10 protein-coding genes are annotated in these 12,096 nt (G+C 41.5%); 4 read left to right on the forward strand and 6 right to left on the reverse strand.

What is annotated here, in order from left to right:
* Window positions 1-128 precede the first annotated feature (128 nt).
* From L4C33_RS14725 to L4C33_RS14735, 3 genes are all read right to left on the reverse strand, one after another.
* Complete coding sequence (locus L4C33_RS14725) at window positions 129-824, reverse strand: VV20781 family protein (protein WP_428813175.1); 696 nt, start codon at window positions 822-824, stop codon at window positions 129-131.
* Between the two features lie 343 nt (window positions 825-1,167).
* A complete protein-coding gene (locus L4C33_RS14730; protein WP_428813176.1) occupies window positions 1,168-3,120 on the reverse strand; it encodes a putative bifunctional diguanylate cyclase/phosphodiesterase in 1,953 nt (650 codons plus the stop codon).
* A gap of 43 nt (window positions 3,121-3,163) precedes the next feature.
* On the reverse strand, window positions 3,164-3,727 hold the full coding sequence (locus L4C33_RS14735) for a hypothetical protein (protein WP_428813177.1): 564 nt from the start codon (window positions 3,725-3,727) through the stop codon (window positions 3,164-3,166).
* Between the two features lie 540 nt (window positions 3,728-4,267).
* Here L4C33_RS14735 and L4C33_RS14740 point away from each other — a divergent pair.
* Window positions 4,268-4,963: a response regulator transcription factor gene (locus tag L4C33_RS14740; RefSeq protein ID WP_428813178.1), complete on the forward strand. Its 696-nt coding sequence runs from the start codon at window positions 4,268-4,270 to the stop codon at window positions 4,961-4,963.
* Complete coding sequence (locus tag L4C33_RS14745; RefSeq protein ID WP_428813183.1) at window positions 4,956-6,314, forward strand: ATP-binding protein; 1,359 nt, start codon at window positions 4,956-4,958, stop codon at window positions 6,312-6,314. The genes L4C33_RS14740 and L4C33_RS14745 overlap by 8 nt, the downstream gene beginning before the upstream one ends.
* A gap of 67 nt (window positions 6,315-6,381) precedes the next feature.
* On the opposite strand, the gene L4C33_RS14750 is transcribed toward L4C33_RS14745, so the two are convergent.
* On the reverse strand, window positions 6,382-6,924 hold the full coding sequence (locus L4C33_RS14750; protein WP_428813179.1) for a GNAT family N-acetyltransferase: 543 nt from the start codon (window positions 6,922-6,924) through the stop codon (window positions 6,382-6,384).
* Window positions 6,925-7,161: 237 nt separating this feature from the next.
* On the opposite strand from L4C33_RS14750, the gene L4C33_RS14755 reads away from it, so the two are divergent.
* A complete protein-coding gene (locus L4C33_RS14755; RefSeq protein WP_428813180.1) occupies window positions 7,162-8,448 on the forward strand; it encodes an HD-GYP domain-containing protein in 1,287 nt (428 codons plus the stop codon).
* Window positions 8,449-8,550: 102 nt separating this feature from the next.
* Here L4C33_RS14755 and L4C33_RS14760 read toward each other — a convergent pair whose 3' ends face one another.
* Entirely contained in the window at window positions 8,551-9,183 is a 633-nt protein-coding gene (locus tag L4C33_RS14760) for a DUF2057 family protein (protein ID WP_428813181.1), read from the reverse strand.
* 553 nt (window positions 9,184-9,736) lie between these two features.
* On the opposite strand from L4C33_RS14760, the gene L4C33_RS14765 reads away from it, so the two are divergent.
* Window positions 9,737-11,134 (forward strand): tryptophanase, encoded by a 1,398-nt coding sequence (locus L4C33_RS14765; RefSeq protein ID WP_428813182.1) that lies wholly within the window; start codon window positions 9,737-9,739, stop codon window positions 11,132-11,134.
* 129 nt (window positions 11,135-11,263) lie between these two features.
* Here L4C33_RS14765 and L4C33_RS14770 read toward each other — a convergent pair whose 3' ends face one another.
* Window positions 11,264-11,995, reverse strand: coding sequence for a transporter substrate-binding domain-containing protein (locus L4C33_RS14770; RefSeq protein WP_428813184.1), 732 nt, complete (start codon window positions 11,993-11,995; stop codon window positions 11,264-11,266).
* Between the last annotated feature and the right edge of the window lie 101 nt (window positions 11,996-12,096).

The following is a 12,096-nucleotide window of genomic DNA, read 5'->3' on the forward strand; positions in this document are numbered from 1 at the left end:
ATAGCCCATAGCCCATAGCCCATAGCCCATAGCCCATAGCCCATAGCCCATAAGCATATAGTTAGGCCTGGGCATTGTCTGAGTAATAGTGTGAAAAATCCAGTCATTCGTGTCGAACTTGAGTGCTATTAGTCTTCAGGGCGCCAGCTAAGTGCGCTTGCAATCGATCCGATAACTAACGTGTCTTTTTGAGCGTCAGTGAGGTTAGGTAGCATCTGCAGTGTTAGCATGCCATTGGTTTGCGTTGCTGCAACCTGTTCTGCTCCTTGTGTGAAGCTATAACCTAATGGGTTCTCAACAGCCATTAGTAGATCTTTACTACTATGAACCGTTTCAACATTGTAGTGAGTTGAACCTAAGCGAATGAACCCTGTTTCTTTCTTTTCTAAGCTGATTTTAATCATTTCAGATTTTGCTTCTAAAACAAACTCTCCAACTTCATTGCCTGCTTGGCTGATATTACAACGGTAAGGAGCGTTTCCACCGAATTGAACACCCATATAATTCACGCTAGTACCGCCACCAGAACAAACGAGTTGCCATTGTTCATTATTGTCGTTACGTGTGATTTCTGCAGCTAACTCACCATCTTTAAATGATACGGTATCAAACCAGGTTGAGCTTGATGAGTTACGACTGTATTTGCCTTTATATAGACCAGCTAAGTCAAAGTTGCCTTCTTGACCTAAACCCCAAAAGTCACCATCAGTTTTGATCATGAGTTCTGGCTGGGCGCTGATTTCGGCAGATTTATCCATAATGGCAACACTGCCACAGGCTGTTAACGTGAGAGTTGGAAGAAGGATAGACAGTAGTTTTTTCATGGTGGTATCTACTCGATAAAATAAGAGTGAATGGCAATTTGTCGAGAGAATAATGGAAAGCATTCAGGGAATATATATGTTGAAACTATCAATATGGTGAATACTGGAAATGTAAGAGGGTCTTGTACGTAAATCTTATATAAAACATATATTTACTGTGGTTACTTACATAAACCTCGTTTGTAAGGCTGTGTAAGGGGCTCTCTTTCGTATCCCTGAACTTTTTAGCAACTGGAGTTCGTTAAGTGGGGCGTGCTCGAGTGGCTATTAGGAGCGACTCGAGTCTTATAATTAATGATATTGAGAGCAGCTAGGCGACAATAAATACAGTTGAGGAGGATACCTAGTGAGCCGATATATGCTCTTGTAAGTATCTGCTTTCAATAAGGTCTGCAGCCAGTGGCTTACTGAACAAGAAGCCTTGTAAGTAACGATAACCACATTGTGCCAGATAATCACGTTGCTCATCGTTCTCGACTCCTTCAGCAACAAGTTTAAGCCGTAGAGTATTGCATATCGCGATGGTCGCTTTAATGATCGCTTCACCACCTGCATGGTTTCTCTGTACAAAGTTTTTGTCGAGTTTGACGGTACTGATAGGTAAATCATGCAGCATAGATAAAGAAGAGTAACCTGTTCCAAAGTCATCTAAATACAGTTCTACCCCAATGGCAGAGATAGCAGACAGTGTTTCTTTGACTTTACTATGTTTAAAGATCATCGCTGATTCGGTGATCTCCAGAGCGACACAGTTCGGTGGGATCTGGTAGTACGTCAGCATTGCAGATAGCTGCATTGGAAAGGTGGTGTTTAGCTGAGTCCCTGAAATATTCACATTGATTTTTAACGTAGGGTCGTAGTGTTTATGCCAATGCGCGAGTTGTTGTAATGCAGAGTTTAAAACCCAACTGCCCAGTGCCACTATTTGCCCAGTTTCTTCAGAGAGCTTGACCACTTCGTCCGGTCGTACGACTCCTAGAACTTCATCGTTCCAGCGAAGTAACGCTTCTAACCGACGCACTTTTTTACTTTCAAGATCGATGATGGGTTGGTAGTGCAGAGAGAGTCCACCATGCTCGATAACATGAGCAAGCCTATGGCGTATTTCGACTTTTCTAAGTAAGGTTTGAGCGAGATCGGGTGTGAAGGCCTGGGTACAATTACGTCCGTTTGATTTGGCCTGATGCATGGCCGTTCCAGCTTGCTTCAACAGGGTTTCTTTATCTGTTGAGCTGTCTGGGTAGTGCGCGGTTCCAATACTGCACCCCACAGAGATCGCGCCTATCCCTTGAATATGAAAACTCTTATTCATGAGTTCGATAATGCTGGTACTCAATAGGGGGATGTCGGGGTTTCGGCAAGTGTGAGCAATCACAACAAACTCGTCGCCACCAAACCGACCAACCATACATTTCGTATCAACTAAGCTGGTTAAGCGTTCTCCTACCTGTTGAAGTAATTGATCGCCAACAGAGTGCCCGTATGTGTCATTAATGAGTTTGAACCCATCTAAATCAATGAACATCAGCTCAAAAGCGGAGCGATGCTCAACGCTTTTTTCTAATAAGTTAGTGATGCCACGTCGGTTATACAAACCCGTTAAGCAGTCATGTTCCGAATTGTACTTTGCTTTGAGCAGTTTCTCTTTTTGCTTTGTGATACTGGTCAGTTTGAGTAACAGTTCATTTTTGTCAAAACGCCAATTTCCTTGCACATCAAAGTAATGCGTTTCCCCTGATATGTTACAAGCTACTTCTTCTAGAATTTCATGGCCTTTTTCAGCGTAAAGTAGCCATTGAGCTGCCGTTTCATCGCAGCTGAGAAAGTCAGCAAGGGTTTTGAAAGCTTCGCCAAAATTTAGTTGAAATGCTGTATTCGTGCTAACGATTGAACCTTTTCTATCAAAGAGTAATGATAAGTTGGCACCCTCTGCACAGGCTAGGTCATAGCGAAGTTTACTCTCTTCGGAAAGCACTTGTACTAACATTCCCGTCCGTCCATTTGGCAAAGGGATCCCCGAAAATAGGCAAAGTGCTTTTTTTGAAATCCGTTTAGGCGTGAAATGCCACCAGGTTCGAATAGTCTCGCGGTTGTTGAACCTACGCTTATAGTCTTCAAGTGTTGCTTCAATCGCTTTCGTCATTTCTTTACTCAAATCGCGATTTTGCAGTTCAACTAATGACTCCGCTTCCCATAAGTTGAGAGAGCTTAGGTTTGCCCAGCAAATGGATTTACTGTCTATGTCGTAAATCCAAACTGGATTCTTTAGGTGATTGAATATCTCGTAAGTGTTCATGATGTTCGACTCAAGCTGGTGGCTGAATTGGTGGTTCGCTCAGTTATAGGCTGAGAGAGTGGATTATCTGAATTACCTTGCCTTCGGCTGTGGTTTCCACGCGGTAGCCTTTTTTGTCATCAAAAAACTCGCCATTAATGTATATCCAACCGTTGCTGGCTTTGACCAACTTCTTTTCAAATCGGTCATCAAACATTGATGAGCTAGGGTAAACACTTTCAATCGCTTCAAAAAGGAGTTGAGCTTGTTCCTGATTCGTAACAACAAAGTTGTCTTTCAAACAAAATGAGAGTTCTGGAAGCGGTTCGGTTGTGGTTGGACTTGTCATTAGAGCGAGAGTGTCACCTTGTTGGTAATACAAGAAACTTTCAGAACTCGATTCACCACCATCAGAAGACATTAAATAGGGTGTAGCGGAATAAAACTGGCAGTCAAATACGAAACTTTGAATAATGCTTTTGTTGTTTACGACTTCAATGTTAATTCGTTCACTAACGAGCTTCTTTATTTTCTGTTCATGATTAAGCTGATTATTTTCAGCACTTACTAAATTAGAAACTGATAATAAAATGAAAGAAACCAAGAGTGGCTGTAATTTTTTGAGCATTTCCCTTCTCCAAATCGACAATTATCAACACTGTCTCAATATTGATAATTGGTGTGTAAAGTACATATAAGATTTTGAAGTTATGGTAAGTGACAATTTGGTGATTACAAAATATGAGCTATCCGTTTCCTAGTCATTTTTGTTGTGACACATGATAGCAATCGTTTTTTTTTGGGCTTGGTGATTATTTTGTAGATTATTACTCTGTAAATACTGATTTTTCCGATAGGTAATACGACTTATTTTTAACAAATTGTCATATGTTGTAATAATTGTGAAAGTAAATATGGGGAACGTAAGCCTATGTAAGAATATAAATGGTTTGTAAGTTGGTAAATAATACAGGCTGAGGGAATGTGTATTAAGGTGTTAATTTTACAAGTGATTAACTTATTTAGTTAGAAGATTATTTATGTACGGTAAACTATACAAAACTTAAAAATATATTTTACGTACGGTATAAGACCTTGTGAATATTTGATGTTGAAGCTATAAGTTTCATCTATATACTACGCGAAAATTTACAAAACGTACCGACCAATGAATAAAGCAAAAATCCTTATTGTCGAAGATGATGCAGAAATTGCACGTTTAACTACGATGTACCTTGAGGCTGAAGGGTATGATTCACAGGTCGTCAACGACGGTAGCTTAGCGCTAGATGCTATTCGTACTTTTAACCCTGATCTTGTGCTGTTGGATTTAATGCTTCCAGGCTTATGCGGAAGCCAAATTTGTAAGCAAGCTCGTGACTTCTACAACGGTATGATCCTAGTTCAAACGGCGACGGATGATGAAATGAGCGAAGTTAGCTTATTTAAGTTCGGCGCCGATGACTATGTAACTAAGCCAATTCGTGGTCATGTGCTTTTAGCCAGAATCGAAGCTTTATTACGCCGTTCAAAACCTACCGCAGCGGCATCAAAACCCTTATCAAATACTAACTCTTGTTGCGGCATAGAAATCGACCCTGCTGCTCAGGTAGCTACTTTCAATGGGCAATGTTTGAATTTAACTTCTGCTGAGTTCGAAATACTGAACTTGTTGTTTAGCAATAAGAGCTACGTGGTTACAAGAGAAGAGTGTTGCCAGTTATTCAGAGGTATTGATTACTCTTTTAACGACCGATCTATTGATATGAGGGTGTCAGGGTTAAGAAAGAAATTGCGTGAACACGCTAGCGACAAGCAGTTTATTCGTACTATTCGAAACAAGGGGTACATGCTTGTTGCTTAGGTTTTTCAAAAGCCGTTTTTTTAGGCCTTCGATGTTTGTTCGATTATATATCGGCAGTATTGTCGGTTTGGTTTCGACGATATGGTTGTTCATCACACTGGGTGATGGCTATATGCGGAGAACCGAAATTGAAACATTCCTCAATGATGGAAACTATTTCGTTGAGCAATACATCCAGCAACATAACGATCCCCAATCGCTATACAAATCACTCGATCTTAATCACAGGCAACAGTTCTATATTTTTGAATTGGAATTGATCAACCGCTGGGACGGGCTACCACCTTGCGAGACTTGTGAACTGGCCTACAAGCTCAACGGCATTCCCGTTTATCTAAATGGGGACGACTTATATACCGCCGTATTCCCGTTACCTAATTCTAGTCATAGCTTCGTATTTAATGAGAGTCGGGATTTTTTCAGCCCTGAAATCGAGTGGTATGAAGATTCAGAGCGACATTTCTTAATCGCATTACTGTTGGCGGTATTTTTAGCTATTGGCTGTTGCATTTATTTGCCGGTATATCGATTACAGTGCCATATTCAAAACTTGGTGAACACGCAGAAACGCTTTGGGCTTGGTAAGCTAACCACTCGCGCCAATACCAACCTACCTAAGCCTATCTCAGAGCTTTCAAATAGCTTTAATGAGATGGCTGAAGAGATTGAAAGCAAGGTCAAACAAAGTCATATTTTCTCTCAAGCTATCCCCCACGAAGTTCGTACACCGTTAAGTCGTATTCAACTAGCGACTGATTTACTCCGACGTCAGGCTCCAAAGAGCCAGCAAGCATTGTTTCGAGATATCGATACGTATATCGACGATATCAATGATCTAACGTCGCAAATCATGATGCTGTCTAAGCTGAATGTTATGGATAACAGCTTCTTTGAATTAGTGAAGATTAATGTCGATTTAGCTGAATATTGCCAAGAAAGGATCCGTTACGCCAAGTTCAATAACTTTATCTTTACGAGTTATATTGAAGTTGGGTCGAGAAGCAAATTTGATTGCACAATGGCGCGTTTGATCATTGATAACATCATGAAAAATGCCAACAGTTATACAACGGACACCGTTTGGATTTCGTTGGATCAAAACACAGAGAGTTGGTTGTTGATCATTGAGGATAATGGCGTGGGTATCCCGAGTGAAAAACGGGAAGAAGTATTAATGCCTTTTTCAAGACTAGATGAAAGCCGCAGTGTACAGAAACAGAGTGGTTTTGGGCTCGGTTTAGCCATCGCTAAGTCGGCCGCTAAAAAGCTAGATTGGGGGATTAATATCTCAGACAGCAAGCATGGTGGTGCGCGCTTTACAGTGGTCATTCCCAAGCATAGTAATAAGTAAAATCGCGCCCCTGTAAAGTATCGGCGTGTACCCTAACTCTAAGGGGGGAATGACTATTCAGATGCTTTTATTTTGCTGCGGTTTCACGTTGTAGCCCATAAATACAATGATCGACAATCTGACCGTGCAAGTTCTCGGCACGGGTAATCGTCCCCTCATGTTTAAACCCTAATCGCTCACATAAAGCTCGGCTAGGTTTGTTTTCTACGGCAACGAATGCTTCGACTTTTTGCATGTCGAGTTCGTTGAAAGCAATATCAATCAGTTTGGTAACCACTTGAGTCATTATCCCTTTACCTTGTTCATTTTGGGATAACCAATAACCGATAGTGACTTTCTGTAAGTCATGGTTAATGATATTGAAACTGCAGGTGCCGACTAGCCTGTCCTTGTACCATATCGCACAAGTCATGCTTTTTCCTTCAGCATATTCGTTCAAACAACGTTGCACAAAAATCCTAAAATCTTGTTCACTTTGGCAGTGAGGCGGCCACGCTAACCATTGGGCTAGATAGTCAGTTTGTGCTTGTACTAGTTCTGCATAGTGTGAGGCGAAGCTCTCCTCGACAAGTGCCAATGACAACTCGCTATTGATGACATTTTTAAACACAAACTTATCCTTTTAAATGTGATTTGACCGAAGTGGGCGAGCATTATTTGTATTACAACTTGCTACCCAATTGCAATACGCCATGCCTACTGTCTATTTTGTAGCACATTTTCATCGTGGTTCGTTATCGTGGTCACGAAACGCATTAGTCCTTATATTTTATGTGTCTATAAGTACCTCTTTTGAATTAGAATTGATGGTTATATCTATAAAAATAAGAAATGACTAGGTTATTCAATGAAATCTTATTGCGGAGACGTGACCGTTGATTTGAGACGCGCATTATTGGGTATTGCGAAAGCTCTAAATAATATCGGTATTGAGTCTCAAAACCATGGGCAGAGGGTCGGGTATATTGCCTATCGTTGTGCGTTAAGTGTTGGTTGGGAAGAAGAGCAAGCTCAGCTCGCATTCTATTTAGGTTTAATTCACGATTGTGGGGTGACTGATAACGATGAATTGGTTGAACTGTTTTCAGTTCTCGCTCCAAAAGGTACAAAAAAACATTGCCTAAAAGGTTATTCGATTCTTAAAGAATGTTCGGTGTTGTCGATTTTTGCGTTGCCTGTTTTACATCACCATACACCTTGGCATGAGCTAAAAGATTTACCAATTAGTGCCTTTGAGAAAGAGTTAGCAGCGATTGTGATGCTCGCAGACAGAGTTGACTATTTGTACTGTGATACGGCTTCCGATCGTTTTGGTAATTTAACTCATCAGTGTAAGGAATACATAGCTCATTGCTTAACTGCGTGTGCGGATGACATGTTTGAAAGCAACCTTGTTCAACATATGTGTGAACTGGTTGTGAATGATGACTTTTGGTTCTCAATGGACATTAGTTATATCGAACATATGAGTAGTAAATTTGAGCCAATTCCATTCTTTTCTCAGCATATGTCTTTGAATGAAACCATTGCATTTGGTGAATTTATTGCAAAAGTGGTGGATGCGAAAAGTGCGTTTACTTTCCAGCACTCGCTGAAAGTTGGTCAATTGTCTGAGTATTTAGCAAAGCAGCTTGGTTACTCTAGTTCAACGCAGAAAAAGCTCTATTTAGCAGGGCTGGTGCATGATGTAGGTAAACTCCAAACGCCAATGGATGTATTGCATAAGCCGTCTGGGCTGACCGATGAGGAATATTGCTGTATTAAAAAGCATGCAACCGACACTCGTTTTGCGTTGCAAGAGCTGTTCTCGTCAGATCAGATTTGTGACTGGGCCTCGAATCATCACGAAAGATTAGATGGTTCAGGTTATCCGTTTGGTAAAACTGCGGAGTATTTAGACCAGCCGAGCCGCATAGTGGCAGTCGTAGATGTGTTTCAAGCGTTATCCCAGTCTCGCCCATATCGAGAAGGGATGTCATTGCCTCAGACTCTAGCGATTATTGAAGCTCAAGTGGAATTGAATCAGTTAGATAGGGAGGTATTTGATTGTTTGAAAAAAAACGCCGAGTACTGTTTTGAACTATCTACTGAATGTCATTTATCAACGGGTAGTTTAGCTTCAGTCAACAGTTAGGCCTTTTGAGTCTACAATTTTGCTGTGGGATGAGTGCAGAACGTGTGATGGCCAGATTTACGGTCATCACACAACATATTGTTTTTAAAGCTTGGTTGGAGGTTATTGGTTTACAAACTCTTTGAATCGAGCTTTTGTTTTCTCATCCGCTTTCTCGTACCAAAAGTGCAGCATTTCTTCAGCATTATTCTGAGCATCTTTCATTTTTATTGCTGGTAGTGTCACTGCATGTACCTGTTTACCTTCAAGTGCTGCAATACCGCCGGCGCGGTTGTAATCGACCGATTCTCTTTCAAAGTCTCGTCCTATCTGCATGCCCCCTTTGATTAAAGGTTCTTGCGCGAGTGCGATTTTCTCTCCGCTGTCGTCAGTCAATACCCATTCAACCGAGTGAACCTTTTTTTCTGCGTCACGTTTATCACGGAAGTTAGGTAGGGTGAAATCTAACGTAGAGTCAGTGCTGTTAAATTTAGCGATAATCGGGTGACTAGCCACTGAAGTTCTTTCAGTGCTTGTATCAAAATTAGCGGTGTAACGAAATACGATCTGATTTTGGCCGTCAGGGAGCTCTAAAGTTTTATTGGCCGAAAAAAATCCCCCACTAACCGGTTTCGCTTTTACTTCATTAGCAGCAAGGATTTCAATTTCACTAGGTACGTTTAGTGTCACATTCGCATAAGAAATGGCAGAGGCACTCATAGCAATAATGAATGTTAATGGCTTGATTGTATTCACAGTTTTAATCCTGGAAGCGTGTCGATAGTTGTATTTAAGACTGCCTGTTTTTATTGATAGTGGCAATCAAATCAACATGCCAAGCGAGAGAATTAATCAAAAATTAACATAAGGAAATGAAAGAAGTGCTGATGGCCGAGCGTGCTACCTATTTTTGTATTAGTTGTTCGATTCTTATTCTGTCGGTGAAAAATGCGCCACCTTTCACAGTCATACACCATGAGAATCATTTATAGTGATGTAATAAGCTACACTTTTATAAATCACAGTAACATCAGAAAAGGAGGATAACGCTATGAGCCAGTTACATCAGCTCGACACTACGCYAGTGATGTCGCCTTGGTATAATCTTGACTATTGCTTGTCGCTACTCAGCAAAGCCACATCTGTTTAATTTCCTAGTGCATTTCTCGCACTGATCTAGCTCGGCTTACATTAGGTAAGTTTTGGGCAAACAATCTATTTAGTCCCATGTATGGGGAATCAATCCATAAGCTGATGCACTTTGCATTTTTTAAGCTGACGGGTTCGATCTATTTGAAGGAAATTAAACATGAAACGTATCCCAGAACCATTTCGCATTAAAATGGTAGAACCAATTAAAATGACCACGTTTGCAGACCGTGAAGTTGCTTTAAGTGAAGCCGGGTTAAACCCATTTTTATTGCGTAGTGACGACGTTTATATCGATTTGCTGACCGACTCCGGCACTGGTGCCATGAGTGATAACCAGTGGGCGGGCATGATGATGGGAGATGAGTCTTATGCTGGTAGCCGTAATTACTACAACTTATGCGATGCTGTACAACACTTCTTTGGTTATAACTTAACGGTTCCTGCTCACCAGGGGCGTGGTGCTGAACAAATTTTGTTCCCATGCCTTATTGAGAGAATGAGGAATGTGCGTGGTGGTGATACACCAGTATTTATCTCTAATTACCACTTCGATACAACGGCTGGTCATATTGAACTCAACGGCGGTAAAGCACTAAACGTAGTGACGCCTGAAGCCTTCGACACGACAACGCCATATGATTGGAAAGGTAATTTTGATTTAGACAAGTTAGAAGCAACGATTGAGGAACATGGCTCAAAAAACATTGCGGCGATCATTACGACTGTAACCTGCAATAGTTCTGGTGGGCAGCCAGTATCAATGGCCAACATGCGCGCTGTTTATCAAATTGCCGTGAAGCACGACATTCCAGTTGTGATTGATTCCGCTCGATACTGTGAAAATGCTTACTTTATTAAGCAGCGTGAGGCGGAATACAAAAACAGTTCTATTTTAGAGATCATCCGTGAAATGTACCAGTATGGAGACATGCTAACCATGTCTGCTAAAAAGGACCCTATGGTTAATATTGGTGGTTTATGTTGTATCCGTGATCATCAAGAGTTGTTCCAAGCTGTACGCACACGCTGCGTTCCTATGGAGGGCTTTGTGACTTATGGTGGAATGGCGGGTCGTGATATGGAGGCATTGGCTCGTGGGCTTTATGAAGGGGCTGACGAAGACTTCCTGCATTATCGTATTAGCCAAGTGGAGTACCTAGGTGAAAGGTTACGTGAAGCTGGGATCCCTATCCAATACCCAACAGGCGGTCACGCCGTCTTTGTTGATGCAGCTAAAATATTGCCACACATTCCTACTGAGCAATTTCCAGCACAAGTCTTGTGTAACGCATTGTATTTAGAGGCGGGTATTCGCGCTGTAGAGATAGGTTCGTTGCTACTGGGTCGTGATCCTGCAACAGGGAAGCAAAAGGATTCGGAATTAGAACTCATGCGCTTAACTATCCCGCGCCGGGTTTATACCAACGATCACATGGACTATATCGCGGATGCGATTATCGAGCTTAAAAACCGTGCCCATGAACTTGTCGGGTTAGAGTTTGAGTATGAGCCAGAGGTGCTTCGTCACTTTACCGCGCGATTCCGTTCTCTTTAAGAACCGATTAATACATAAGTAACGAAAGCCTCTCTGACTAGCAAAGATATCGTCTAGTCGAGAGGCTTATTACTTTCTGCTGTGGTATGCCATGGTGATGTTGCGATCACCGTTCTTTGGTAACCCGAGTTATTTGATACCGTACTTGGCTAGAATGCTYTCTAATTTTCCGTTGGATTTTATTTCTGCTAACCCTTTATTGAAGGCTTCGATGATTTCTGCATTTTTTGGATTCGATAAGCCTGATGTAACGTGGATTGGATTAACGGACAGGGCGTTATTCGTAAACGCGAAATCGGATAGGTTCATTCCTGCACCAGAAATCGTCGCCTTCGCTACTAATTCATCCTCCAGCGTTAGGTCGATTCGTTTCGCTTTTAACTTCTTCACATTTGAAATCAAATCATTTGCTTCCGGCTTCTTAAAGTTTGACGCACCTAAGAAGTCAGAACCATAGCCATAGTTTCGGATAATACCGACAGATTTACCGTTTAAGCTGTTGAAATCACTGTACTCGAAATTGTCTCCGGCACGTTTAATGAACTTAAGAGAGTTCTCTAAATAAGGGTCGCTGTAGTTCAAGAAAGAGGTTCTTTCATCGGTAAACCAAGTTGCGACTAAGATATCGACTTTGCCACTTTTTACCTCATTAAGCGCTCGTGTCCACGGCATAATTTTGAACTGAACTTGATGCCCTTGAGACGCCAATGCCTCAGTAACAATTTCGACCGAAATACCTACATCTCCTTTTCCTTTATTCACAAACGGTGGCCATGGATCTTGCGCAGCAGTAATCGTCATACTGAATGCTGAGAATGAGAAAATCAGAGTTGTAAGTAGTAATAAATAGCGTTTCATAATTCTTCCTTGATCATCATGATTTAGTAGAGCGAGTGCCGTCACGCCTCGTTTTATTTATGTGCGGAACTTATTTATGTACGGAACTTAGTCATGTGCTGAGC

The sequence above is a fragment of the Vibrio makurazakiensis genome, assembly GCF_050337375.1.
GTDB classification, from domain to species: domain Bacteria; phylum Pseudomonadota; class Gammaproteobacteria; order Enterobacterales; family Vibrionaceae; genus Vibrio; species Vibrio makurazakiensis.

What these genes read in the sequence shown, in the direction of transcription:
- L4C33_RS14735 (WP_428813177.1), bottom strand. Translation starts at nt 3,727, where the DNA reads ATGCTCAAAAAATTACAGCCACTCTTGGTTTCTTTCATTTTATTATCA.
- L4C33_RS14725 (WP_428813175.1), bottom strand. Translation starts at nt 824, where the DNA reads ATGAAAAAACTACTGTCTATCCTTCTTCCAACTCTCACGTTAACAGCC.
- L4C33_RS14755 (WP_428813180.1), top strand. Translation starts at nt 7,162, where the DNA reads ATGAAATCTTATTGCGGAGACGTGACCGTTGATTTGAGACGCGCATTA.
- L4C33_RS14765 (WP_428813182.1), top strand. Translation starts at nt 9,737, where the DNA reads ATGAAACGTATCCCAGAACCATTTCGCATTAAAATGGTAGAACCAATT.
- L4C33_RS14740 (WP_428813178.1), top strand. Translation starts at nt 4,268, where the DNA reads ATGAATAAAGCAAAAATCCTTATTGTCGAAGATGATGCAGAAATTGCA.
- L4C33_RS14730 (WP_428813176.1), bottom strand. Translation starts at nt 3,120, where the DNA reads ATGAACACTTACGAGATATTCAATCACCTAAAGAATCCAGTTTGGATT.